Origin of the sequence: Lacrimispora sp. BS-2, from assembly GCF_040207125.1 — a bacterium.
In the GTDB taxonomy this organism is placed as follows: domain Bacteria; phylum Bacillota; class Clostridia; order Lachnospirales; family Lachnospiraceae; genus Lacrimispora.
The window spans coordinates 3295010-3318985 of sequence record NZ_CP157940.1; the positions used below are offsets into that span (position 1 = coordinate 3295010).

Consider the following 23976-nt stretch of genomic DNA (forward strand, 5'->3'; position numbering starts at 1 on the left):
ACATATCCCCTTACATTTCTCTTATGTGCCGTATGGCAGGGGGAGGACCACAAGGGTTATGCCGTGACACACTTCCTCCCCCAGCGTCTATAAAAGCTGCTGATAAAATCCTATAATTTCACCTGTGACAGCAAACACGTCTACTGAAACCGGAATTCGAGCGATGGGTATATTAAGCCTCTTTTCTGCATTCCTTCTGGCTTCCTCGCTGCCAAACGACACGAGCGTCTTCCAGCTCTTTTCCGCTTTTTTCCCTTTTCTCTCAAACTCCAGAAACGCTTCCAGCTGCCACTCGCTTAAGCTCCCGAGAACAAATTGCCTGTCGCATCTTAAAAATTCTTCCAGACTGCCCTCCTTTACGGTCCCGTAATCCACAATCACCGCCTGGTAACCAGATTTTTTACACAATAAAAGCGTATCAATCCCCGCTTTTTCATAATAATCCGCTTCCAGCATCTGAAAACATCCGGTTTGTGCCTTTTCCTTTTCGCACAGTTTTCTTAAATTCCTGAAATCCCCATGGCTGTTCCATTCCAATACTGCGCACCGCTTTCTAAGAACTCCTCCCAGGTATCCTGCTGTCATAACCGTAAAATGGGTCGCTCCCACTCCTCTGCCGGTTCCAATGATCCCAATGGTCTCCTGGCTGACCGTTTTTTTACCGGAGCGTATAAGCTTCCATACCTTTTTTACCGTTTCCTTCATAAGGCGTTTACCCTTTCCCAGGAATACGGCCTTTGCCTGGAAGCATCCGGAAAATCCACTCCCTGATCCGTATTCCAAATAAGTGTCCCCTTTTTTTCTTCCTGCTTTTTATTTCTAAAATTTCTTCCAGAAGAGTATTATAAAAATCTCCCGTTTCTGCATTCATTTTAAAAGGATTCGGATAATAAGGGGCTTTTAAGCATCGGGAAGGAACTGTCCCGTCAGGCAGCCTTACCCTGGTTCCTCTGGTTACATGATTATAAACGATCCCATAGGAACTATGGCCTTTTACCACATATTCTGCGGAGAAAAAGGCACTGCTTCTGCTCCAGCTGCTGCCGTCGCATACCAGTATCACCACATCGGGATTTCCCGTCAGCGCCTGATCAACACTTTTTCCATAATCCAGAATGCGGATCTTATAAGGCGGCTCCTTCAGCTTCACTCCCGGGCCGTAATAGGGTCTCCAAACAAAGCCCTGATACCTCATCAGGCCAAAATGGTCCCTCTTTGCGGCTGCAAAGTCACCAAGCCCGGTGCCCATGCCGGAGTCATTCTTTTCTACAAATAAATTGGGGTATCCATGATTTCTAAGATAAACAGACAGGCCGATTCCAATATGAGTCGTTCCGGCCCCTGATTTGCTCCCTGCAAGAGCAATTGTAAGAGATGATGATTGTAGACGGTTTTTTGCAGCCGTTCCCATGTTTTTAAGCTGTCCCAGCCTCTCCCCCAGCTCCTGTGCTGATGAAAACCGTTCTTCTTTTTCCTTTTTTATGCACCGCTTCAGGACGGCAGCCAGATCGGCATCCATTGATGAAGCCGGTTTATAGGGCAGTTTGGGAAATTCTCCTGTAAATAGATAATGGATGATAGCACCAATGGCATATATATCTGTTCGTTCATCCAGTACTCCATCCTTTGAATACTGCTCCGGCGCCGCACATCCTACGGTTCCGTACCGCTCTCCGGGCATATTTGCATCCTCCACGGATGCAGCAAGTCCAAAGTCAATCAATTTAACGGTGTCATGGCACAATAACAGGTTCTTCGGCTGTAAATCCAAATGTAATATGGGGTTTGGTCCTGCGAGATGCAGGTAACTGATGATGCCGGCCAACTGGATTCCATATGATATGGCCAGTTCCCGCGATAGATGGCCCTGCTCTTTTACAAGGTCAAATAAAGATTCTCCTTCCAGATACTCTTCGATTAAATAACTATAAAATTCGTCTTCCTCTACGTCAAAAATAATGGGAATTCCAGGATGGCGCAATTCCTTAAGAACAAGTGCTTCTCGCCTTAGAAGTTCAAATTTCAGAAAGCTTTTAGGTACCCGCTTAATTGCCCGGTACTCCTCAAGCCCAAGATGAACCGCCAGAAATACTGTCCCTGCCCGGCCGGTTCCCAAGATGCCGCATAGCTGATATTTGCCAAACAGAACGGCGCTTACTTAAACCACCTCCCTTTGTCTGTCCAATATCATCTCTTGGGGTATATTCTAATATATTCCGTTTGTTTTTTCAACTATTTTTTATGAAAACCTCAAATTTATAATTATAATAGCAATTAATAAAAATTAATGCCAGCATAATCTTTTTTTGTCTGGCATCATTACGAACAATTCAGGCTTCTTTGTTAAATATAAGCTTTTCTTTTATTTGTTCAATAGATAACCCTTTTTCTCTTAAACGCTTAATTTCATTCACTAATTTTACTGTTAACTCCCGATTGTAATACTTCGTCAATTTTATATCTTTTAGTTATCAGCTTTATCTTTCAAACCACCTTTTCCTTCCATGTGAGCAATGTATGAATCTCCCCATTTTTCCAGACTGTCCAAGACCGGCTTAAATTGAAGGCCCAGCTCGCTCAACGAGTATTCCACTTTGGGCGGGATTGTATTGTATACGGTACGGGTAATCAAGCCATGTTCTTCCAAATTGCGTAACTGTTTTGTAAGTGTAGCCTGGGTAATGGGAGCTAATTCACGCTCCAATTCCTTAAACCGTAATGTCCGCTCACTTAAATAGTGAAGAATCAGCAATGCCCATTTCCCGCTCAATACCTTTTGAGAGGTAAAATAGGGACAGACACCGAACAGGTCTTTTTTTTCACTTTCATTTTTCACGAGAAATCCTCCATTACTATCCAATTAGATACTTACTATATTAAAAAATCGTACTTGTAATTTAATCTGTGCACACTATAATTATAGCATAAAGCACGGCAAAATACAATTTGCCAATTAGAGAATGGAGGATCAATCATGATTGATTATGCAGCTGTTTTAAAGGAAAACCCCAACGGAGTCCTGGCGACACAGGATGGCAGCAAGGTAAAGACCCGGGTGTTCCAGTATCTGTTTACAGACGGCGACAAGGTATATTTCTGCACCAGTAATAAAAAGCCTGTCTACGACCAGATCAAGGCCAGCCCTTATGTTTCTTTCTGCACCTATCCCGCCAACTTTACACCAGTGGTATCTGTTAATGGTAAGGCAGTCTTTGTAAACGATGTTTCCTTAAAAACCCGTGCACTGGATGAAAATCCCGGCATAAAGGGCATATACAAAACACCAGAAAATCCTGTTTTTGAGCTTTTCTACATTGATGTAGAGGAAGTGGAAACTTTCAGCTTTACAGAAGGCCCCAAGACTTATACCATTTAATCCCAAGCATAAATGTACCATCTTCAGGATGATTTTGGCTGCTGCTTTTCTTCGGAAAAGGATAAAAAGGATTTCATGCACACCGGATAAAATCCCTTTCACCAACGGTATTTTTCTGCTATAATTTACTCAAACTCAAAGGTAATACACGAATTTATGAGGTGCAGATATGATTGAGGATTATATTATAGCCACAATGAATATAGATACTATAAAGAAATATGGTGCACTGGACTTGGTCTGGCAGGTTTTTCTGAAATTTGAAGCTCCGGATTATACACCGGTGAGAGCATTGCAGGAGTAATCGCAACCAGACAACCGTGCCACATTTCTCTTTTGTTTTTGGATAGGGAACACCACCGGCAAGGAATTGGGCGGAAATTATTTAATACCATAACATCTTTCTATAAGAATGCGGGTATCTATGAAGAAATAACGATCAATTCATCACCTTATGCAGTAGAGGTATATCATAAACTTGGTTTTGTGGATACAGACACCGAACAACTTGTAAATGGAATACGGTTTACTCCAATGAAGTATAAATTCACTTAATACTTCTTGGCACAAGCAGACAGAACAGAAGTCTCTTATTGTATCAGCATTCAAACCCTGTGCAAACTTTTATTCACAGCAAAACATCACCGCTATAGCTGACTTATACAAAGTACAATTTTTACTTTGATAAAAAATTATTAAAAAATAAGAACAAACCTAAAACTCTCTTTCTATGCAAGTTTTGGGATTTGTTCTTATAAATCAATATGGCAAATAATGTTAGCAGGCAATTCCATCCAGACTGACACACAGAGATTCCGAAAAAATCACACAAAATAATATAAAACTATCATCACATCAAAAAATAAAACCGGGAAATTCCAATAATCTTATAGGATTCCCGGTTATTAGCATACAAACCTTAAAATTATATAAATTTTTTCACATAGTAATTGCTTTTTCGCTATATTATATAGTATAGTTATGTTGAGGAAGTATGTAAATATTCATTCACCATTTTAAAAAGAACAGGAAGTGATCCTATGAAGATAGAACGTATTAACGAAAATCAAATTCGCTGTACGCTTACCAGCTTTGATTTAAGCGTCAGAAACTTAAATTTAGGCGAGCTTGCCTATGGCAGTGAAAAAGCCCGCAACCTGTTCCGCGAGATGATTCAAAAAGCCTCTAACGAAGTGGGATTCGAAGCAGAAGACATTCCTCTCATGGTAGAAGCAATTCCATTGTCCAACGAAAGCGTAATGTTAGTAATCACCAAAATCGACGACCCGGAAGAATTAGATACAAGGTTTGCAAAATTTTCTCCATCAGCCGACGAAGACTTGGATTCCATGCCAGGAGACTTAGCAAGCGAGCTTTTGGAAGGCGCCGACGGACTGTTGAATCTGTTAGGTATTGACAAGAAAGAAGAACCGGAGGCAGAAGAACCAACAAAAGAGCAATCAAGTGCTTCCTCTATAAGAATCTATTGTTTTCAGAGCCTGGATCAGATATCTGATGCTGCAAGGACCATCGGACAGGTTTACGATGGCGAGAATACATTATATAAAAAACCTGATACCAGACAGTATTATCTGGTGATCAGGAACACCCCTGACAAATCTTTAAATTTCAGCCGTGTCTGTAACCTGCTTGCAGAATATGGCTCCAAGATTCATCAGGACTACGCCTCCGAAGCGTACTACAGGGAACATTACGAGGTGTTGATTGAAGGCCACGCCCTTCAGTCACTGGCCAAACTTTAATCCGTTCCTTTGTTCATAGTACTTCATCACAAACCAAAAATGAGGTTCGGCCCCTGAAAAGGACCGAACCTCATTTTAAAATCCCAAAGCTCCTTCCAGAAAAAATGCAAAAATCAATTCAAAAGTGGCATCGGTTTCCTTACATGGAATCAAGATCCAGTCATGAACCATTTTAGCCCCTTTTTTATAAATGATTTCCGTTCCCTGCAATTTTCCCGCCTTTTCCGCTAACAGTTCGCAGTCCGGCGTAAGAATCTCTTCTGTCCCGGAAAATACCAGAATCTTTCCCAGATGATCCCAGTTCCCATAAAGGGGAGAAACAAAGGGATGTTCCGGTTCCAAAGGACCGCAGTAGCGGGCGCCGGCCTCTTTCAGCCCTTCCACGGGAAGGATCGGATCTGTTTTTTTCATTATTTTTATCTTTGGATTATTAAGGGCAATATCAAGCCACGGGGACACTACGGCAGTCCTCACCGGCATAGGAAGGTTCCCCATGTCCCGCAGCTCCTGTAAAAGTGAAAGGGCCAGACCGCCGCCGGAAAAATCCCCAAACAGAAAGAACTCATCTTCCGGATACTCTGACATTAGCCAGTTGTAAACCCTGACCAGATACCGGTGGACATCTAAGGCTGTATACTCCGGAGCCAGCGGGCAGGAAGGTATGGTCACCTTTACCTGCTTTTCTATGGCAAATTGCTCCGCCATTTCCCTGTAACGCTCTGACGGCTCCAGAGTATAGGCCCCTCCCGGCAGCATGAGGATATGGGCAGCCTTTGCATAGCTTCCGTTTATGGTGACTCCGGGAAACCCATCCACGTTCCAGGCTTTTACCCTCACCCTTTTTGTAAACCGTTCCTGGGCCAGGGCTAACCTGCCTCTGGCAGGCTGTTCCAGCTCAAGAGCCATCTTTCTATCCGCTTTTTTAAGCCCGGCAAAAATCCTCGTCATCTCCGTTTTCATGCTCATGGCTTCCATCTCTCCTTTCCCTGTATTCCATGTGTTACGATTCCTTGCATAATCTGTTTAATTTTTTCAATTCATACAGAACAAACTGGCTGACAATGACCATTGAAGTAATATCCGCCACAGGCCCTGCATACAGAATTCCTTCCAGACCAAATGAAAGAGGAAGGATAAGAATCAGCGGGATCAATAACAAAAGCTGGCGCAGCATGGATAAAATGGAAGCCTTTAAGGGTTGTCCCGTTGACTGGAAATAGCTGGTGGACACAACCTGGAAACCGGCAGTAAAGATTCCCAGCATATACACCTTCAGGCAGCGGATGGCAAACTGGGTAAACTGCACATCCTCCGTCCCAAACAGACTTATAATCTGCTCTGTGAACAGCTGACAGGCCAGCCAGCCCGTAAAGGCAACTGTGGTTGCTGCCGCTGCTGCCAAAAGAAAGGTCTTCCTCACACGCTTTGGCTGATTCGCCCCCTTGTTAAAACCAAGAATGGGCTGGGAGCCGATACCGATCCCGATACAGATGGAAATAAGGATCATTCCTATCTTATTTACAACACCCATGGCGCTTAAAGCCACATCACCGCCGATGGCCGTCTTATTTCCATAATACACCAGAGAATTGTTCATGACAACCTGCAAAATGGTAGATGCCACCTGGGTGATGCCGCTTGATATCCCAAGAGGCAGCGCCAGCCTGCAGATATCCCCGTTAATGCGTAAGCCATTTTTATGAAGGCGCATATGTTTTCCTCTGTACACAAAATACAGCACAAGCACAACTGTGGAAATGATCTGTGAAGTAATGGTGGCTATAGCCGCTCCGGTCACGCCCCAATGAAATACGAAAATATAAATCGGATCCAAAATGGTATTTAAAGCGGCGCCGACTAAAATAGCGCACATGGATAAGGTCGGATTCCCGTCTGTCCTGGCCATATTGCTTAACACCACGGAAAGCATGTTAAAGGGAGTGCCCAGCAATATAATAGAAGTATACTGCCTTGCATATTCCATGGTATTGGCGGTTGCTCCAAAAATCTTTAGCATAGGTGTCATAAGCGGGAATCCCACAGCCATAAGTGCTATACTGGCTGCCAGGGTCACAAGGAAAACGGTCCCAAGAGTCTTGTCCGCCTCTTCCTCATTCTTTTCGCCCAGCTTAATGGCTGCATAGGCGCTTCCGCCCGCTCCCAAGAGAGTCGACATGGCTAAAATGATGGTGACAATAGGAAACGCTATGGTAGTCGCCGCATTTCCCAGATACCCGACGCCTTGTCCGATAAAAATCTGGTCAACAATGTTGTAAACCGAATTTACCAGCATGGAAACAATCGCCGGAAGTGCAAACTGCAGCAGCAAATGCCCCACGGGCTTATATCCCAGGGGATTTTCCCCCTGTTTTATCCTGTTTTGTTCCATAAAATGTTCTATTCCTTTCCTTTCTGCTCCACAATGTGATCATGGGCATTGCAGGCCATGCGGATGAGCATTTGCTCCGCCAGATCACGTTCCTCTTTGGTAAACCCCTTTAATATAATTTCCGCCCATTCATTTACGCTCTCCAAGGTCTTCTTCACAACAGAAGCTGCCTTGTCGGTAACGTAAATCCTCCGGATCCGTTTATCCTCCTGTGCCATTTCCGTCACAACATATCCCTCTTCCTCCAGCTTCTTAACCGCGCGGGTAGCAGTTGCTTTATCGTAATGACCAAAAGAAGCCAGTTCATGCAGGTTCATACCCGGATTTTTAAAAATCTGCAATAAAAAAAACTGTTGTCCACAGCCTATCTGATAAGAAGATAATTGATTTGCAAAATACATATTGTTCAGTCTCTGGATAATCGATATATATTTCCCGATTTCCTTGTGCTCTTTCATATTTTCCACCTCCAAGCCTTAAGGACGGCATTTTATCTTTTTTTAGATGATAATCAGCATATCACAATATAGTTGCATTCGCAACTATTTTTTTATGTAATAAAAAGCGATACCGATTTCGCAGAACCGGTACCGCTTATCACGATAACTTTTTACTTTGTTTTAAAAATCTCGCAGGTCTTTCTGCAGGCAGCATCCGTAACTGCGCAGCCGCCAAGTGATGTTTCCCTTAATTCAAATGGGATGGAACGCCCCACCATCATCATGGTATCCACCATCTGATCAAACGGTATGAACTGTTCTACTCCTGATAATGCCATTTCTGCACACACCAGTGCATTGGCAGCCCCTAAAACATTACGGTTCTGGCAGGGGTATTCCACCAAACCGGCTACAGGGTCGCAGACCAGCCCTAAGAGATTTACGATTGCAGAAGTAGCTGCATCCATGCACTGCTTGGGCGTTCCGCCCATGATTTCCGTTGCTGCTGCCGCTGCCATTGCGGCAGCAGCTCCAACCTCAGCCTGGCAGCCAGCCTGTGCTCCGGCCACGGTAGCATTCCTCATAATCAGATAACCAACCGCACTTGCTGTAAAAAGGCCATCTATGATCTGTTCGTCGTCTAAAGAAAACTCTTCTTCCAGAGCAAGCAGCAGCCCAGGCAGCACCCCGGAGCTTCCGGCTGTTGGCGCGGCCACAATAAGGCCCATGGAAGCATTCACTTCTAAAACAGCCAGAGAATAGGTAATCGCCTTAGATAACATGCTTCCGCATATGGATTTTCCTGATCTCCTTCTGTTCCGTACCTTTGCAGCTTCTCCTCCGATCAATCCGCCGATGGAAGCCACAGGTTGATCTAACGGCTTGTGGCAGGCTTCCTTCATAATACGGTAAGCTTCCTTCATCCGGCTTATAGTCTCCTCCGAATCCGCGCCAAACTCACTGGCTTCACGCTCCCGCATCACTTCTGAAATCCGGCAGTGATTTTCTTCACATAATTTCAATAATTCACTTCCTGATATAAAATCCATAAAAGCCTCCTAAACCTGAATAAGCATAACATCTTCTACTTTCGGATGTTCCCGCAGCTTTTCCAGCAATTCCTGTGGAATTTCCTCATCAGATTCCACCACAGAGTAAGCAGTTGCCCCTTTCTGTTCCCGGAACAGGCGCATAAATGCAATATTTACATTGCGCTCACTTAAGCTGGTAGCAATATAGGCCACCATGCCGGGATAGTCTAAATGCCGTATGACCAGTGTGGAATATTCTCCGGTAAAGTCTACATCAATGCCGTTGATCCTGACAATTTTAACTTTGCCGCCTCCTAAGGAAACGCCGCGGACGGACATGGTCCCGCCCTCTTCTCCTGACACATGGATCTCTACTGTGTTTGGATGAACTTCTGTTTCCTTTTCATCTACGCGGAAAGAATACTTTATCCCGCATTCATCAGCCAGCTGGAAGGAATTCTTAATTCTAAGATCATACGTCTCAAACCCCTGGATTCCTCCAAGAAGTGCACGGTCGGTTCCATGGCCCTTATAGGTCTTTGCAAAAGAACCGTACAAAACAAACTCCACTTCGCTGATCGGCTCATTGAACATTTTTTTAACCAGAAGAGCAATCGCCACAGCACCTGCAGTATGGGAGCTGGATGGCCCTACCATATTGGGGCCGATTACTTCAAAAATACTGATAGACGGCATAAACAGCCTTCTCCTTTCGCAGTCACCTTAACCTTAGTTATCTTTCTTAATATATTTATGATAATACAAGTCAACCAGCGCGCTGATCGCATTATCTCCGGATACGTTACATGCAGTTCCGAAGCTGTCCTGTGCAATATACATTGCCTGTAAAAGGCTGGCAATATCTCCTACTGCAGGTATTCCTACAATCGGGAAGAATGGAGTCGCCGTAAAGATAGAGCCTCCCGGAGCTCCCGGAGATGCAACCAGAGCCACTCCCAGTACACAGATAAACGGGAACAGGGTAAGGAATCCATGAGGCATACCGTAAATGAGCAGGGTCGCGGTCACACAGCAGGTAATGGTGATCATTGAACCTGCCATATGAATGTTAGCACACAGCGGAATTACGAAATTACGGATTTCTTCTGAAATACCATTGCTTTCCGCACATTTAATATTAACCGGAATGGTGGCAGCGGAAGACTGGGTACCAATGGCAGTCAGGTAGCCAGGCAGCTGGTTCTTCAGCATGGTAAGCGGATTTCTCTTTGTCAATATACCTGCAAAGGTAAAAGCTGCAAGCAGATAGATCAAATGAAGAAGGATAACGATCACAAATACCTTCCAAAGCACTGACATAATCGCAAAGGTAGTTCCCTGATAAGTCATCTTGGCAAAGGTTCCGCAGATGTACAAAGGAAGAAGCGGAATGATCACCCGGCCCAATACCTTTGTAATGATCTCGGAAAACTCTTTGATCACATTATAGAGGGTATCTCCGATCTCTTTGCCCCGCATGGTGCTGATGCATACTCCCAGAACAAAGGCCAGTACAACAGCAGCCGTTGTTTCAAGCAGCGGTGTGATTTCCAGTGAGAAATATCCGCTGATAGCCTTGTCGCTTGCAGAAGCAACTTTCGCAACTACCTCTTCATTCACAAAAGAAGGGAAAAACGAACTTGCTACAGCGTAAGATGCGCTTCCTGCCAGCAGTGTGGAAGCATAGGAAATCGCTGCGGTAAACGCTAACAGCTTTCCGGCTCCCTGAGACAGGTCTGCGATTCCCATAGTAACAAAAGCTACCACCATAAGTGGAATAATGAACATTAAAAACTGTTTAAACAAATCCGATACTGTTATCAATATCGAAGTTACAAAACTGGGGCAGTACATACCAATCAAAATACCAATGATAATTGCAATAATCAGCCTTGGTACCAGTCCCAATCCCTTCTTACTCTTTTTACTTTCCTCCATATCAATACCTTCCTTTCACTCGAATAAAATAAATTTTATTATTTTGTTTATTTGGTGTAATTTATTTTATCACAGATAACTTCAGATTGCAATATTATTCTATTTTTCTAATAAATAAACAAAAATCCTGCGCGTTTTTTGTCACATTGCACAAAAAGTTGCAGGGCTTTGTTTTGTCAACCGATTCTGCTGTATTAATGTTTATTCGTTTTACTTTTCTGTATTTACGCCTGCGTTCCGAATGTGCATATATACGGTATTTTTTGAAATTCCCAAATAAACAGCCACCTTTACAACCGCATCTTTCAGGGTAAAAACCCCCTGCTGGTGCAGAGAATTAATGATCTCCTTGTTTTTAAGAGACGGAAGTATCCCATCATCTTCCATTACCTCCTTCCGAACCTCCTGGACTTTGCTGAAAATCAATTCATCTAAATTATTTGCAAAAGTTTCAGTTTTAACCAGGGAATGAGTGGATATTTGAGGAATATAGCTGGACAGGATCTCGGCAAAGCCTGTATTTAAGTAAAAATTGATGCATAAAAGTCCGATAATCCTTTTTTCTTCCCCTCGTACCACGATGGTAGAGGATTTTAACGGTTCTTCTTTTTTGTTCTTGGTAAAATAGGAAATATAGCTTTTTTCACCATCTTTTTCGATTTCTTCCAGCATCTGGAGAGCCAGGTCCGTAATCGGCATCCCTTCCGTACGTCCTGTGTGGTGCCCATTGATGATCTTAATGACAGAATGTTCCGTATCCTCCAGGCTGTGAAGCACCATCTCATAGCCTCCCCCCAGGTAATCCGCCAGCCCTTCCATCATGATCTTATAAGATTCCAGTATAACTCGGTCAATCAGTGTTAAATGTACATTATAATCCTTCATTGTAATCATCCCCTATGTTCATTTTTTCAGGAATAATGCATTAATTTATGGAATTATAACATGCTATAAAATATTTTTCAATAAAAAACAGTAGTTACTTGAAAATAATGTAATTTATTACATTGAAAAGTCCAGACAATGGCTGCCTGGACTCTTTTTTTATTCCGTTTTTTTCTCAATACAAAGGAGGAAAGAGGCAAGCCACATACCAGTCTCCTAAGCCTCTGTGGCCGTCATTGCGTTCACCAAACCAGCCATCGTCAAGAACAAACAGCTCGACTCCCGTTTCTTTTGCTTGTTCATGATAAATGATAGGCATAATTGGACTCCTTTTATAATTTTCCTCCTGATGTAGCAATTCCTTCTATAAACTGCTTCTGGAATATAAGATATATGATAATCATGGGAATACAGGCCAGTAAGGATGCCGCCATAAGCTCCGGATAGTTTGTTTCAAACTGCCCCTGCAGCTTTGCAAGGGCGGCAGACAAGGGCATGGTATTCTGCTCCGTGTTTACCACCAAAGGCCACATCAGCTCTTTAAATCCAAACAGCGCGGTAAAGATGCCAAGAGCCACCATGGAAGATTTTGTAAGGGGGGCCATCACATAGAGAAAGGTCTGGCCGATATTGCAGCCGTCAAGCCGGGCCGCCTCCTCCAGGGAGGAGGGCAGCCCCATATAGGCCTGCCTTAACAGGAAGGTTCCAAAGGCCGTCACAAGCCCCGGAAAAAGCAGGCCAAAGGAGGTGTTTAGCATTCCCAGCCTGCTCACCATTAAGTACTGTGGGATAATAAAAATCTGGGATGGTACCATCATCTGAAACAGAACCAGAGAAAACGCCAGATTCTTTCCCCTAAAGTGAAGGCGTCCAAAGGCATATCCCGCCATGGTTGCGGTGAGAACTGCACAAATGACACGTTCCACAATGAGCAAAAGGGTGTTCCAATACAGCCTCAAAAAGTTCATCTTGCTCACCACCGAAAGAAATGCTTCCTTCCGCCATACTGTTGGAAAGATGATGAACGGATTCATCTGAGTGGCCTCTGATGTGCTTTTAAAGGCTGTTAAAAACATCCACAAAAAAGGCACCAGCATAATAACGGACCCTATGACAAGGATTAAGTAAATGATGCCTGATTTGATTTTTCTATTCTTATCCATATTTCTCCTTTCCTAGCTATAGTTCACCCATTTTTTCTGGCAGAACATCTGGATCACCGTTATCAGAAGAATGACCAGAAGCAGCAGCATGACAATAGAAGAGCCGTACCCCTTGTTTCCTTCAATAAAGGAATATTTATAGAAAAGATACACCAGGGACTGGGTCTTTCCCAGGGCCGGATTACTTCTCCCCATCATCATATAGATGCTGTCAAACACCTGCATGGCTCCTATAACTCTTGTCACGGTCACAAAAAACATGGTAGGTGATATTAAAGGCAATGTAATCGTAAAAAACTGGCTGATGCCATCCGCCCCGTCAATCTGCGCCGCCTCATAATAATCCCGGGGTATTTCCTGGAGACCTGCAAAAAACAGCACCATATTGTACCCGATCACGGACCAGATTCCTACAACAGCAACAGAGATGAAGGCAATATTGGGATTGGATATCCAGTTTACCCCGGAAAAGCCCATTCCCCGCAGGATATGGTTAAGCAGCCCGAACTCCGAATTATAAAGCCATCTCCAGACCATTGCCACCGCAGCAGGAGCTGCCACCATGGGCAGGAAATAAATGGTCCGCCATATAGAGCGCCCCCGGATCTTACCGTTTAAAAAGACAGCTATTAAAAGGGCAATGGCAATGGAAAAGGGGACCTCCACCAAGGCATATTTACATGTATTCCACAAGGCCTGCCATACAGTCCCATCACTGAAAAGCTGACCGTAATTGTCAAGGCCAATAAATACATTGCCTTTGCCAAAAGCCCCTGTTTTAAAAAGGCTTTGATAAATGGTCTGGAAAATGGGGATGATATTTAAAATAATAAGACCCGCCATGGTTGGAAGCAAAAACAGCCACCCCCATAAAAATTCACTTCTCTCCCGCCTTGATACCTTTGATTTTCTATTCATGCAGACCCTCCGTATTTCTTTGTCAAACGGATATTCCCAATCCGCTTCACTGCCTGATCCGGTTAAAAAGGGGAGGCGCTTAAAAAACCTGCCTCCCCAGCTCCTCTTATTCCTGTGCCAGCATAGCATTCATTTCCTGAGTAATATCCTTGCAGACATCCTCCACGCTCCTGGCTCCGGTCCACGCATCAATCAATTTTTCGCCGGTCATATTGTTCCACGCAACCGTTGATTTTGAGTAGGGCCTGATGACCAGGTCGCTCATCATATCTAAGTATGCCTGAAGGTTAAAGCCTGAATATGCCTTTATCCAGTTATCCGTTGTTCCTTCATAAGCAGAAATAACGATTCCAAGGTCAGACTGTTTCTGCTGGGCTTCCTTTGATCCCATATACTCGATGAGCTTCCATGCTTCCTCAGGCATGCCGGTATTGGCGGAAGCCGCCCAGCCCAGTCCATTATAAATGGAGATTCTCTTTCCAGAGGCCCCATCCTTGGGAAGGAGTGCGATGTCCCCGTTTGCTTTTACGTAATCATTATTGCAAAGCTCCGGAAGCATCCAGGAGCCAGCCGTAATCATAGCTACCTTGCCGGCTTCAAACAAAGCTTCCTCTGTATTTTCTGCCATCACTTCATATGACGGCGCATATCCCTCTTTCATCAGGCCGGTTATAAATGTTAAGGCCTTGATGGTTCCCGGCTGGTCAAATCCGGAGGTTTTCTTATCATCGCTGATCACATAACCGCCCATATCATAAACGATATTGTTCCAGCCTGCCTGGTCATTGGTGGGCCTTAAAGCAAATCCATACTGGCTTCCATCCCCTTTGGTCAGCTTTTTGGCTGCTGCTGCAAAATCATCCCAGGTCCAATCCTTGTGGGGATAGGGGATTCCTGCTTCATCAAACATGGTTTTGTTGTACCAAAGCGCGATGGTATCAATATCTTTTGGCACCGCATACTGCTTTGTGCCTTCCCAATTATAGATCTGCACAATGTCTTTTGGGAATTTATCCATTTCCAGCGTCTTGCTTTCCTTGATCCGGTCCGTTAAGTCCAAAAGCATTTCGTATTCGGAATACCTTGCAATCTCATTGGAATGCATCCAGAAAACATCGGGAAGAGATCCGCCGGTTGCCCCTGCTTCCAGCATGGTCCAGTACTGCTCCCATGGGGTTACCTGAATCTGTGTCTTAATTCCCGTTTCCTTTGTAAAGTCCTTCATGATCTCCGTAAGTCCCGGCTCCTGGTTCTTGTCCCAGATTGCAACCGTCAGGGTTCCCTGGGCACCGGTATTTCCCGGTTCACCGGAGCTTTCCGCTGCCTCAGTTGTTTCTCCTGCGCTTGCAGGGGCAGTTCCATTCCCGGTCTTGCTCCCGCAGCCCGCCAGTGTTGCTGCCATAACTGCTGCCATTGCTGCTGTCAACCACCATTTGCGTTTCATTTTGTTACCTCCCTTTAATTAGTCGATTTATATAGTTAAATCTGATTTTACAGCATATTTTTATATACTTTTCCATCTCTTACTGCTGATTATAAACCATTTTTCATCTACATTACATAGACTAATGTGACAGGTACATGGTGTTTTGTTATATTTACCGAACCTCTTCTCTCATCTTCTTCCGATACTGGAGAGGGGATTCTCCCTCCGTCTGAAGGAAGCTTTTGCAGAATACCGAGGTATCATGAAAGCCGCAGGATAAACCGGTTTCCGTTACGCTGAGGCCCGTATCCTCCAGCAGGCGCTTTGCTTCCATAATACGGTAGGCCGTTAAATACTGTTTTGGCGAAATCCCTTTATATTTCATAAAAAGCCTGTATAAGTAGGTCCGGTCGATCCCCACATATTTTGCCACATCTCCGATCTGAATGGGATAGCTGTAATTATGGCGTATATAGGATTCCGCCCTGGATAAATAGCTCTGCTCATACTCTCCCACTTCCTTTCCCCGTTTAGGGAGCCTGGAAAACAGCAGATAAAGATGCCCCGTCATCTCATCCACATGATGGCCCCCGTTCTGAAAGGCAGTCACCAGCCGTTCCATATCAGTCCGCCATTCATTCCCTTCATCAAAGTGGTAAACATACCCGCTTTCTTCCTGCCGGTAATCACTTAAAAGCCGTTCTGCCTCAGTCCCTGCAAAAGCTGCCCAGGCATATTCCCATGGCTCGTCCTTATCCGCCTGATAATAAGTGACCTCCTGAGGCTTAATTAAAAATGCATCTCCCTCCTTTAAGGCATATTCCTCGCCTCCCGTCCGATAGATTCCCTTTCCCCGGAGTATTACGTGCATCAGGTAATGCTTCCGGATCGCAGGTCCGAAAAAATGTCCTGATGAACATTGTTCTCGCCCGCAGTAATAAATGGTCAGTGCCCGTACCCATTGATTCATGCTTAACCCTCCATTCAACAAAACGACAATTTTATGAAACAAACGTCCTATCTTTTTTTCTGCTGCAATTATACAATATCCTCATCAGACAGACAAGGAAAAACAAGGAGGAAGGAACATGGTAAAAATAACTTTTATGGGGGCAGGAAGCACGATATTTGCAAGAAATGTCTTAGGTGACTGCATGTGCACTCCCGTACTCCGGGACGCCAGGATCGCTCTTTACGACATTGATCCGGTCCGCCTTTCGGATTCAGAGCTCATCCTGAATGCAATCAACAAAAATGTAAATCAGGGACGGGCTGATATAAAAACTTATCTGGGAGAGGAAAACCGGAAGGAAGCCTTGTCCGGTGCCACCTTTGTAGTAAACGCCATTCAGGTGGGCGGATACGATCCCTGTACCATAACTGACTTTGAAATCCCTAAAAAGTACGGCTTAAAGCAGACCATTGCGGATACCCTGGGAATCGGCGGCATCATGCGGGGTCTAAGAACCATTCCCGTTATGGAGGATTTTGCCAGAGACATGGAAGATGTTTGCCCGGATGCTTACTTCTTAAATTATACCAATCCCATGGCTATCTTAACTGGATACATGCAGCGTTATACGTCCATTAAAACCATTGGTTTATGCCACAGCGTCCAGGTATGCTCAGAAACCTTATTAAAGGGGCTTGATATGGAGGATAAGCTGGAAGGGCGGACAGAATTAATCGCAGGAATCAACCATATGGCCTGGCTCTTAAAGCTCCATGACAGGGATGGAAACGATCTTTATCCCGTCATCCGCCAAAAAGCCCTTGAGAAAAACCAGACAGAAAAACATAAAGATATGGTCCGCTTTGAATACATCAACCATTTGGGCTATTATTGTACGGAATCCAGCGAACACAATGCAGAATACAATCCATTGTTCATAAAATCCAGATATCCGGAAATGATCGAAGAATTCCAGATTCCCTTAGATGAGTATCCGAGGCGCTGTATCAAGCAGATCAACGAATGGGAGGAAGAAAAGAACTCGATACTAAACAACGGCCAGATCACCCATGAACGTTCTCATGAATACGCCTCCTATATTATGGAAGCGATTGTGACTAATAAGCCCTATAAAATCGGAGCAAGCGTATTAAACCACGGGCTGATCGATAACCTTCCTGCCGACGCCTGCGTAGAGGTTCCCTGTCTGGTAGACGGAAGCGGAATTACTCCCTGCCATGTGGGACGCATTCCTACCCAGCTGGCAGCCATGAACATGACAAATATAAATCCACAGCTTCTCACCATAGAGGCAGCCCGTAACAGAGATAGAAAAACCATTTACCAGGCAGCCATGCTGGATCCTCACACCGCCGCCGAACTGAACATAAAAGATATCCGCGCTATGGTGGATGAACTTATTGCAGCCCATGGCAGCTACATGAAAATGTACCATTAACAGAATTTCCCGGGAATCGTCATTTCAAGCTGCGCTTAATATCTGTATACTTGACCCTATCAAACATCCAAATGAAAGCGGATCGTCTGACAGGGTCTTTCACCATTTTGAGGGGGTATATATTTGAGTGAAAAACAGACAACTTATAAGAATGTAGCCGGGTTCCGCTGCTTAAGGAACATCAAACGGCAGACCAATGATCTGTACCTGGTTCACTGCGGAATCCAGCAGTGTCCTCCCGGATACACCTACGACCACAAGATTCCAAATGAATATCACCTGCACTTTGTGATAGGCGGCGCAGGGTCCCTGGAAGTTAATGGAAAACGGTATGATTTAAAAACCGATGACATCTTTCTCATTCCCAAGGGCCATCCCGTTCTTTACAATGCTGATTGCAAAAACCCCTGGGAATACATGTGGATCACCTTTGACGGAGAAATGGCGGAGGCTTATTTAAGCTATGCGAGCCTGTCTCCACAGCTCCCAGCCATCCATTCCCAGATTCCCAATCAGCTTTATCTTCCCATGATACACAAAATACTGGATACCAGCGAGCTGACCTTTGCCAATGAAATCAAACGGGTGGGATACTTATACGAAATACTGTCCACCCTGATCGAAATGCAGAATACCATAAGAATCATTAAAAAGAACCAGCACGACTATTCCATCGATACTTATGTGGATTATGCCCTTCAGTATATTAAGCTGAACTATGATCACATCAAAGTCCAGGACATTGCGGACTACATTGGGATCAACCGCTCCTATTTAACCTCAATCTTCAAAAAGCAGCTTCACGTTTCACCTCAGGAATACTTAATGAGGTTCCGGCTTAACATTGCCGCCCACCAGCTTTCCGCCACATCCTTATCCATTCAGGAAATCGCCACAGGAATCGGATATCATAACCCTTTAACCTTTTCCAAAATATTCAAACAGGAATTCGGCGTCAGCCCCAAGCATTACAGGGAAGAAAAACGGCAGCCATAAGAATTTCCTATAGCCATCGCTGCAGCTGCCAAATGAACATACAAACGTGTTCGCCCAGCTCCTTGGACACAAAAAAGCAGGAGGCTGGTCCTTTAGGACTGCCTCCTGCAACATATTCTATTTGTCTGCTAACACTTCATTAATCTGGGAAACCAGAACATCACAGTCTATTCCATGAACCTGGCAGGCTTCCTCCAGGGACTCACCCTGAGATGCCGGACAACCGAGGCAATGCATACCTGCACGCATTAACATAGGTGCAATGTTCTCGTCCATTTCTAGCAATGCGCCTATTAACATATCCTTTTGGATCTGCATCTTGTGTTCCTCCTTAAAAAATTGTACTTACTGTCTTTATAATATAATACTTTTACTTATGATTAGCAAGGACTAAATTCTATTTTTTCATTCAGGTTCCCTTCTGATGGTTTTTCTCAATTAAGAACCTTGACATTGTATACAGTATTATGTATAATACATTCATACAAAGATTGTAGGAATTATAATCTTTGACGGCACTCATTTATAACTTACACTTATACAGTTAGATTTCACGGAGGTAAATATTATGAGAACAGAATGGAGAGCCTTCACAGGCGGTGTTTGGGAACGGGAGATCAACGTCAGGGACTTTATACAGAAAAATTACACTCCTTATGATGGAGATGATTCTTTTCTTGCCGGACCAACCACAGAAACAAACGCTCTTTGGGCGCAGGTTATGGACTTATCCAAGCAGGAACGGGATGCCGGCGGCGTCCTGGATATGGATATAAAGACCATTTCCACCATCACCTCCCACGGGCCGGGATATTTAAATAAAGATAAAGAAACAATCGTAGGTTTTCAGACCGATAAGCCTTTCAAACGTTCTTTACAGCCTTACGGCGGCATCCGTATGGCAGAAAAAGCCTGTGCAGATAATGGTTATACCATTGATCCTGAAGTCAAGAAATTTTTTACAGTTCACAGAAAGACACACAATGCCGGTGTTTTTGACGCTTATACCCAGGAAATGCGCGACTGCCGTTCCAACCACATCATCACAGGCCTTCCGGATGCTTATGGCCGCGGACGTATTATCGGAGATTACCGCCGGGTGGCCCTGTACGGCATTGACCGCCTGATTGAGGATAAGGAAGAACAGAAGGATACGACCCGTACCACCATGTACTCTGACGTGATCCGGGAAAGAGAAGAGCTTTCTGAGCAGATCCGTGCCCTTAAAGAATTAAAGGAGCTGGGAAGAATCTATGGCCTTGATATTTCCAAACCGGCCGCCAATGTAAAAGAAGCGATCCAGTGGCTGTACTTAGCTTACCTTGCCGCTGTCAAGGAGCAGAACGGAGCCGCCATGTCCTTAGGCCGTACCTCCACCTTTATTGACGTATATGCACAGAGAGATTTAGAAGAGGGGACCTTTACCGAGGAAGATATCCAGGAGGCTGTAGACCATTTCATCATGAAGCTTCGTCTGGTCAAATTTGCCCGTACTCCGGAATACAATGAGCTGTTCTCCGGCGATCCTACCTGGGTAACAGAATCCATCGGAGGAGTCGGCATTGACGGACGCCATCTGGTGACCAAGACCTCCTTCCGCTACCTCCACACCCTTAAGAATCTGGGAACAGCTCCTGAGCCGAACTTAACCGTGCTCTGGTCCACAAAGCTTCCGGAAAACTTTAAGCGCTTCTGCGCTAAGACCTCCATCGAGTCCTCTTCTATCCAGTATGAGAACGATGATCTGATGAGAGTGACCCATGGAGATGATTATGCCATTGCCTGCTGCGTATCTTCCATGAGGGTTGGTAAGGAAATGCAGCTCTTCGGCGCACGTGCCAATCTGGCAAAGTGCCTGTTATATGCCATTAACGGCGGCATTGATGAAGTTACCAAAAATCAGGTCGGCCCTAAATACCGTCCCATCACTTCTGAGTACCTGGATTATGAGGAGGTTATGGCTGCCTATAAGGATATGATGAGCTGGCTTGCAAGGGTTTATGTAAACACCCTGAACGTCATTCACTATATGCATGACAAATACAGCTATGAGCGCATTCAGATGGCTCTTCACGATAAAAAGGTAACCCGTTGGTTCGCAACCGGTATTGCCGGACTTTCCGTAGTGGCTGACTCTTTATCCGCTATCAAATATGCCAAGGTAAAGACGGTCCGGGATGAAAACGGAATCGTGGTTGACTACATCGTAGAAGGAGACTTCCCAAAATACGGCAATAACGATGACCGGGTAGACCAGATTGCAAACGACCTGGTTCACACCTTCATGAACTATATAAAAGGAAACCATACCTACCGGGGCGGTATTCCAACAACCTCTATCTTGACAATCACCTCCAATGTCGTATATGGTAAGAATACAGGAGCAACTCCTGACGGACGTAAGAAAGGCGAAGCCTTTGCACCTGGTGCCAATCCAATGCATCATAGAGATACCCACGGCGCCGTCGCTTCCCTTGCATCGGTTGCAAAGCTTCCGTTTAAAGATGCCCAGGATGGCATCTCCAATACCTTCTCCATCGTACCGGGAGCTCTTGGTAAGGAAGATCAGATTTTCACAGGAGATTTAGAGGTAGATTTAGAGCTGGCTCTTAATGAAGACCAGAAGTAAGGAGTGGTTATTATGGCAGACCCAAAGGAGAAACTGATTGACGATATCGTCTCCATGCTTGACCAGTTCATGGCCGGAAAGGTTGGCCACATGAACATCCGTGTATCAGAAGACGATACGGTAAGTACCGATAAAACAATGGCAAAATCAGTTACCACCATGAACTCCACGGATTGTGCAGACGGAAATTCCGCCTGCAGAGTACCGACTTTGTTCGAGGCCATGGACACAGACGGGGAATACCCGGAAAGCAACCGGCTGTTTATGGAAGACACTTATTAATACAAAAGGAGGATCAGAAAATGACAAATATCAGCGAATCTCAAATCAATAACCTTGTTAATTTATTAGATGGCTATGTGGAAGAAGGCGGACATCACTTAAATGTCAATGTCTTCACCCGTGATACCCTGTTAGACGCCCAGAACCATCCGGAAAATTATCCCCAGCTTACAGTCCGGGTATCCGGTTATGCGGTGAATTTTATTAAGCTTACAAAGGAACAGCAGGATGAGGTGATTTCCCGTACGTTCCACAACAATATGTAATAAAAAGCAAAGAAGGCGATCTGTATGACAGGATATATACATTCCATTGAAAGCTTTGGTACCGTTGACGGGCCGGGCGTGCGCATGGTGATTTTTTTACAGGGCTGTCCCATGCGCTGCCAATACTGCCATAATCCGGACACCTGGAAAATGGCGGGCGGCACGCCGATGACAACAGAAGAACTATTAAAGCAGTTTGAATCGTCCCGGAATTTTTACCGGGGAGGAGGCATAACGGCCACCGGCGGGGAGCCCCTTATGCAGCTGGATTTTGTGACTGAGCTTTTTGAAGCCGCAGCAAAGAAAAACATCCATACCTGTCTGGATACCTCAGGTGTCACATTTCATGGGAATGATCCGGATTACAGGAAGAAAATAGACCGTCTTCTGGACTCTACCGATCTTATCATGCTGGACGTCAAGCACATTGATGACACAAAGCACAAAACACTTACAGGGCATTCCAATGAAAACATTCTGGATTTTGCCCAGTACTTAAGTGACCGGGATATCCCGGTGTGGGTCCGTCACGTGGTAGTACCCCAGATCACAGATGAAACCCCTGATTTATACAGGCTGGGGCGTTTTATCGGCGGACTTAAGAATGTGAAGGCCCTTGATGTCCTGCCTTATCATGACATGGGAAAGGTAAAATACGAGAGCCTGGGTATGGAATATCCTTTAAAGGATATTCCTCCCATGTCAAAAGAAGGAGCCGTTGCCGCCAAGAAGATCATCCTAAGCGGGATCAGGGATGTCCGCACAGGAATCCCTGATCGGTATTGCTCCCAAAATTAAACAATAATTGTACCATTTTCTACTTGAATATTTCTGATTTATAGTATAAAATATAGAAAAATCTATAAATTATAAGGAGGTATTTTATCATGGCACGTGTTATTAGTGACGCTTGCGTTAGTTGCGGAAGTTGTGAAGGTGAGTGCCCAGTAAGCGCTATCAGCCAGGGTGATTCTCAGTTTGTTATTGATGCTGATGCTTGTATCGATTGTGGCGCTTGTGAAGGCGTCTGTCCTACAGGAGCTATTTCTGAAGCATAATTATGAATACATAAATGCCTCTTCCTTTACGGAAGAGGCATTTTGTTATATCATGAACCTGCGGTTCATGATCGGCATTCAACCTTTGCAACCATGAACAAGCTCATCTTCGCTCTCTTGCGCTCATTATATCATCAAGTTCTTCATATCTGCATAATAATGGATCAGACGGGTATGCCTGCATATCCAGCTGATTCAAAAACAAAGGGTTGAAAGATGTTTTTCTTTCAACCCTTCATTAGGAAAGGACATTTCTAATATGAGAAAACCACTGATCGGCCTGACCCCCGCCCACGATACCGAAAGCGGTGATATTAAGGCGCGCCCTACTTATATGCGGGCGTTAAAGGCTGCGGGAGCTATTCCAGTCGTAATGCCCCTTAATGCCCCGGAAGAGGATCTAAGACAGCTTTCACAGGATCTGGACGGGTTTCTGTTTACAGGCGGCCCCGATGTACATCCCTTTCTTTTTGGGGAAGAGACACAGGCTCACTGCGGCAATGTATCCGCAGCCAGGGACCAGATGGAGATATCCCTGCTTCCTATGATTATGGAGCTTAAAAAGCCGGTTCTTGGGATCTGCCGGGGAATTCAGGTTTTAAATATCGCTCTCGGAGGAAACATCTGGCAGGATATCCCCTCCCAGGTAATACGGGAATTTCCTCTGGCTCATTCCCAGCCATTTCATTACGATATGCCGTGCCATAGGGTTGCTTTAAGGGAGGACACTCTCCTTGCCCGGATATCAGGAAGTTCCTCCATAAAGGTCAACAGCATGCACCATCAGGCTGTCAGGGATCTTGCTCCCGGACTTATTGCTTCAGCCCGCTCGACCGATCATTTGATTGAAGCCATTGAAATGCCTGGTTATCCCTTTTTTATTGGGGTTCAATGGCATCCGGAATATCTATGGGAAGAGAATGAAGAAGCGTTTCGACTGTTTCAGACTTTTGTAAAGGCTTGTAAAGAATAATCTGTTTGCGTAAAAAATCCGCAGTTCCTACT

28 protein-coding genes are annotated in these 23976 nt (G+C 44.7%); 12 read left to right on the forward strand and 16 right to left on the reverse strand.

What is annotated here, in order from left to right:
• Positions 1-87: 87 nt before the first annotated feature.
• The 3 genes from ABFV83_RS15425 to ABFV83_RS15435 all read right to left on the reverse strand — a co-directional run bounded on the left by ABFV83_RS15425 (position 88) and on the right by ABFV83_RS15435 (position 2836).
• Positions 88-783 carry a hypothetical protein gene (locus ABFV83_RS15425; RefSeq protein ID WP_349945040.1) on the reverse strand — a complete coding sequence of 232 codons (696 nt, stop codon included), beginning with the start codon at positions 781-783 and terminating at the stop codon, positions 88-90.
• Positions 713-2146 (reverse strand): serine/threonine-protein kinase, encoded by a 1434-nt coding sequence (locus ABFV83_RS15430; RefSeq protein ID WP_349948937.1) that lies wholly within the window; start codon positions 2144-2146, stop codon positions 713-715. The genes ABFV83_RS15425 and ABFV83_RS15430 overlap by 71 nt, the downstream gene beginning before the upstream one ends.
• 318 nt (positions 2147-2464) lie before the next feature.
• The gene (locus ABFV83_RS15435) at positions 2465-2836 is read right to left on the reverse strand and encodes a helix-turn-helix domain-containing protein (RefSeq protein WP_349945042.1); all 372 of its coding nucleotides are present in this window, start codon (positions 2834-2836) and stop codon (positions 2465-2467) included.
• 138 nt (positions 2837-2974) lie between these two features.
• Between ABFV83_RS15435 and ABFV83_RS15440 the strand changes: the two genes are divergently transcribed.
• From ABFV83_RS15440 to ABFV83_RS15455, 4 genes are all read left to right on the forward strand, one after another.
• Positions 2975-3376 carry a pyridoxamine 5'-phosphate oxidase family protein gene (locus ABFV83_RS15440; protein WP_349945044.1) on the forward strand — a complete coding sequence of 134 codons (402 nt, stop codon included), beginning with the start codon at positions 2975-2977 and terminating at the stop codon, positions 3374-3376.
• Positions 3377-3545: 169 nt separating this feature from the next.
• Entirely contained in the window at positions 3546-3680 is a 135-nt protein-coding gene (locus tag ABFV83_RS15445) for a hypothetical protein (RefSeq protein ID WP_349945045.1), read from the forward strand.
• Positions 3681-3703: 23 nt separating this feature from the next.
• Entirely contained in the window at positions 3704-3931 is a 228-nt protein-coding gene (locus ABFV83_RS15450; RefSeq protein WP_349948938.1) for a GNAT family N-acetyltransferase, read from the forward strand.
• 485 nt (positions 3932-4416) lie between these two features.
• Positions 4417-5139, forward strand: a complete 723-nt coding sequence (locus tag ABFV83_RS15455) for an adaptor protein MecA (RefSeq protein WP_349945047.1) — start codon at positions 4417-4419, stop codon at positions 5137-5139.
• Positions 5140-5214: 75 nt separating this feature from the next.
• On the opposite strand, the gene ABFV83_RS15460 is transcribed toward ABFV83_RS15455, so the two are convergent.
• The 12 genes from ABFV83_RS15460 to ABFV83_RS15515 form a co-directional block, all read right to left on the reverse strand.
• The gene (locus ABFV83_RS15460) at positions 5215-6105 is read right to left on the reverse strand and encodes an alpha/beta hydrolase (protein ID WP_349945048.1); all 891 of its coding nucleotides are present in this window, start codon (positions 6103-6105) and stop codon (positions 5215-5217) included.
• 34 nt (positions 6106-6139) lie between these two features.
• Entirely contained in the window at positions 6140-7528 is a 1389-nt protein-coding gene (locus tag ABFV83_RS15465) for an MATE family efflux transporter (RefSeq protein WP_349945050.1), read from the reverse strand.
• Positions 7529-7536: 8 nt separating this feature from the next.
• Positions 7537-7986, reverse strand: a complete 450-nt coding sequence (locus ABFV83_RS15470) for a MarR family transcriptional regulator (RefSeq protein WP_349945052.1) — start codon at positions 7984-7986, stop codon at positions 7537-7539.
• 152 nt (positions 7987-8138) lie between these two features.
• On the reverse strand, positions 8139-9017 hold the full coding sequence (gene sdaAA, locus ABFV83_RS15475) for an L-serine ammonia-lyase, iron-sulfur-dependent, subunit alpha (protein WP_349945054.1): 879 nt from the start codon (positions 9015-9017) through the stop codon (positions 8139-8141).
• 9 nt (positions 9018-9026) lie between these two features.
• Positions 9027-9695, reverse strand: a complete 669-nt coding sequence (gene sdaAB, locus ABFV83_RS15480) for an L-serine ammonia-lyase, iron-sulfur-dependent subunit beta (RefSeq protein ID WP_054741862.1) — start codon at positions 9693-9695, stop codon at positions 9027-9029.
• 33 nt (positions 9696-9728) lie between these two features.
• On the reverse strand, positions 9729-10937 hold the full coding sequence (locus tag ABFV83_RS15485) for a dicarboxylate/amino acid:cation symporter (protein ID WP_349945055.1): 1209 nt from the start codon (positions 10935-10937) through the stop codon (positions 9729-9731).
• A 210-nt stretch (positions 10938-11147) separates the two neighbouring features.
• Positions 11148-11822: a PAS domain-containing protein gene (locus ABFV83_RS15490; protein ID WP_349945057.1), complete on the reverse strand. Its 675-nt coding sequence runs from the start codon at positions 11820-11822 to the stop codon at positions 11148-11150.
• 175 nt (positions 11823-11997) lie between these two features.
• The gene (locus tag ABFV83_RS15495) at positions 11998-12141 is read right to left on the reverse strand and encodes an alpha-galactosidase (protein ID WP_349945059.1); all 144 of its coding nucleotides are present in this window, start codon (positions 12139-12141) and stop codon (positions 11998-12000) included.
• A 13-nt stretch (positions 12142-12154) separates the two neighbouring features.
• Positions 12155-12985 (reverse strand): carbohydrate ABC transporter permease, encoded by an 831-nt coding sequence (locus tag ABFV83_RS15500; RefSeq protein ID WP_349945060.1) that lies wholly within the window; start codon positions 12983-12985, stop codon positions 12155-12157.
• Positions 12986-12997: 12 nt separating this feature from the next.
• Positions 12998-13903 (reverse strand): sugar ABC transporter permease, encoded by a 906-nt coding sequence (locus ABFV83_RS15505; protein WP_349945062.1) that lies wholly within the window; start codon positions 13901-13903, stop codon positions 12998-13000.
• A gap of 106 nt (positions 13904-14009) precedes the next feature.
• Positions 14010-15347 (reverse strand): sugar ABC transporter substrate-binding protein, encoded by a 1338-nt coding sequence (locus ABFV83_RS15510; protein WP_349945064.1) that lies wholly within the window; start codon positions 15345-15347, stop codon positions 14010-14012.
• Between the two features lie 154 nt (positions 15348-15501).
• On the reverse strand, positions 15502-16299 hold the full coding sequence (locus tag ABFV83_RS15515) for an AraC family transcriptional regulator (protein WP_349945065.1): 798 nt from the start codon (positions 16297-16299) through the stop codon (positions 15502-15504).
• A 118-nt stretch (positions 16300-16417) separates the two neighbouring features.
• Here ABFV83_RS15515 and ABFV83_RS15520 point away from each other — a divergent pair, with 118 nt between their 5' ends.
• A complete protein-coding gene (locus tag ABFV83_RS15520; RefSeq protein WP_349945067.1) occupies positions 16418-17740 on the forward strand; it encodes an alpha-glucosidase/alpha-galactosidase in 1323 nt (440 codons plus the stop codon).
• Between the two features lie 123 nt (positions 17741-17863).
• Positions 17864-18736: an AraC family transcriptional regulator gene (locus ABFV83_RS15525; RefSeq protein ID WP_349945069.1), complete on the forward strand. Its 873-nt coding sequence runs from the start codon at positions 17864-17866 to the stop codon at positions 18734-18736.
• Between the two features lie 117 nt (positions 18737-18853).
• Here the strand turns inward: ABFV83_RS15525 and ABFV83_RS15530 are convergent, their stop codons facing one another.
• On the reverse strand, positions 18854-19054 hold the full coding sequence (locus tag ABFV83_RS15530; RefSeq protein ID WP_054741877.1) for a DUF1858 domain-containing protein: 201 nt from the start codon (positions 19052-19054) through the stop codon (positions 18854-18856).
• A 250-nt stretch (positions 19055-19304) separates the two neighbouring features.
• On the opposite strand from ABFV83_RS15530, the gene pflB reads away from it, so the two are divergent.
• The 6 genes from pflB (at position 19305) to ABFV83_RS15560 (ending at position 23944) form a co-directional block, all read left to right on the forward strand.
• On the forward strand, positions 19305-21365 hold the full coding sequence (gene pflB, locus ABFV83_RS15535; protein ID WP_349945071.1) for a formate C-acetyltransferase: 2061 nt from the start codon (positions 19305-19307) through the stop codon (positions 21363-21365).
• 12 nt (positions 21366-21377) lie between these two features.
• Positions 21378-21647, forward strand: a complete 270-nt coding sequence (locus ABFV83_RS15540) for a hypothetical protein (RefSeq protein ID WP_349945073.1) — start codon at positions 21378-21380, stop codon at positions 21645-21647.
• Between the two features lie 20 nt (positions 21648-21667).
• A complete protein-coding gene (gene grcA3 / locus ABFV83_RS15545) occupies positions 21668-21913 on the forward strand; it encodes an autonomous glycyl radical cofactor GrcA3 (RefSeq protein ID WP_349945074.1) in 246 nt (81 codons plus the stop codon).
• A 24-nt stretch (positions 21914-21937) separates the two neighbouring features.
• Positions 21938-22711: a pyruvate formate-lyase-activating protein gene (gene pflA / locus ABFV83_RS15550; RefSeq protein WP_349945076.1), complete on the forward strand. Its 774-nt coding sequence runs from the start codon at positions 21938-21940 to the stop codon at positions 22709-22711.
• Between the two features lie 89 nt (positions 22712-22800).
• Positions 22801-22971, forward strand: a complete 171-nt coding sequence (locus ABFV83_RS15555; protein ID WP_025231031.1) for a 4Fe-4S binding protein — start codon at positions 22801-22803, stop codon at positions 22969-22971.
• A 259-nt stretch (positions 22972-23230) separates the two neighbouring features.
• A complete protein-coding gene (locus ABFV83_RS15560) occupies positions 23231-23944 on the forward strand; it encodes a gamma-glutamyl-gamma-aminobutyrate hydrolase family protein (RefSeq protein WP_349945078.1) in 714 nt (237 codons plus the stop codon).
• Positions 23945-23976: the final 32 nt, after the last annotated feature.

Bases quoted from the DNA above. Each gene is read 5' to 3' on its own strand.
- ABFV83_RS15485 (WP_349945055.1), bottom strand. From the start codon at position 10,937: ATGGAGGAAAGTAAAAAGAGTAAGAAGGGATTGGGACTGGTACCAAGG.
- ABFV83_RS15455 (WP_349945047.1), top strand. From the start codon at position 4,417: ATGAAGATAGAACGTATTAACGAAAATCAAATTCGCTGTACGCTTACC.
- ABFV83_RS15495 (WP_349945059.1), bottom strand. From the start codon at position 12,141: ATGCCTATCATTTATCATGAACAAGCAAAAGAAACGGGAGTCGAGCTG.
- ABFV83_RS15540 (WP_349945073.1), top strand. From the start codon at position 21,378: ATGGCAGACCCAAAGGAGAAACTGATTGACGATATCGTCTCCATGCTT.
- pflB (WP_349945071.1), top strand. From the start codon at position 19,305: ATGAGAACAGAATGGAGAGCCTTCACAGGCGGTGTTTGGGAACGGGAG.
- ABFV83_RS15555 (WP_025231031.1), top strand. From the start codon at position 22,801: ATGGCACGTGTTATTAGTGACGCTTGCGTTAGTTGCGGAAGTTGTGAA.
- ABFV83_RS15520 (WP_349945067.1), top strand. From the start codon at position 16,418: ATGGTAAAAATAACTTTTATGGGGGCAGGAAGCACGATATTTGCAAGA.
- ABFV83_RS15505 (WP_349945062.1), bottom strand. From the start codon at position 13,903: ATGAATAGAAAATCAAAGGTATCAAGGCGGGAGAGAAGTGAATTTTTA.
- ABFV83_RS15515 (WP_349945065.1), bottom strand. From the start codon at position 16,299: ATGAATCAATGGGTACGGGCACTGACCATTTATTACTGCGGGCGAGAA.
- ABFV83_RS15560 (WP_349945078.1), top strand. From the start codon at position 23,231: ATGAGAAAACCACTGATCGGCCTGACCCCCGCCCACGATACCGAAAGC.
- ABFV83_RS15460 (WP_349945048.1), bottom strand. From the start codon at position 6,105: ATGAGCATGAAAACGGAGATGACGAGGATTTTTGCCGGGCTTAAAAAA.
- ABFV83_RS15510 (WP_349945064.1), bottom strand. From the start codon at position 15,347: ATGAAACGCAAATGGTGGTTGACAGCAGCAATGGCAGCAGTTATGGCA.
- ABFV83_RS15500 (WP_349945060.1), bottom strand. From the start codon at position 12,985: ATGGATAAGAATAGAAAAATCAAATCAGGCATCATTTACTTAATCCTT.
- ABFV83_RS15445 (WP_349945045.1), top strand. From the start codon at position 3,546: ATGATTGAGGATTATATTATAGCCACAATGAATATAGATACTATAAAG.
- sdaAA (WP_349945054.1), bottom strand. From the start codon at position 9,017: ATGGATTTTATATCAGGAAGTGAATTATTGAAATTATGTGAAGAAAAT.
- ABFV83_RS15440 (WP_349945044.1), top strand. From the start codon at position 2,975: ATGATTGATTATGCAGCTGTTTTAAAGGAAAACCCCAACGGAGTCCTG.
- ABFV83_RS15465 (WP_349945050.1), bottom strand. From the start codon at position 7,528: ATGGAACAAAACAGGATAAAACAGGGGGAAAATCCCCTGGGATATAAG.
- grcA3 (WP_349945074.1), top strand. From the start codon at position 21,668: ATGACAAATATCAGCGAATCTCAAATCAATAACCTTGTTAATTTATTA.
- ABFV83_RS15490 (WP_349945057.1), bottom strand. From the start codon at position 11,822: ATGAAGGATTATAATGTACATTTAACACTGATTGACCGAGTTATACTG.
- ABFV83_RS15530 (WP_054741877.1), bottom strand. From the start codon at position 19,054: ATGCAGATCCAAAAGGATATGTTAATAGGCGCATTGCTAGAAATGGAC.
- sdaAB (WP_054741862.1), bottom strand. From the start codon at position 9,695: ATGCCGTCTATCAGTATTTTTGAAGTAATCGGCCCCAATATGGTAGGG.
- ABFV83_RS15470 (WP_349945052.1), bottom strand. From the start codon at position 7,986: ATGAAAGAGCACAAGGAAATCGGGAAATATATATCGATTATCCAGAGA.
- pflA (WP_349945076.1), top strand. From the start codon at position 21,938: ATGACAGGATATATACATTCCATTGAAAGCTTTGGTACCGTTGACGGG.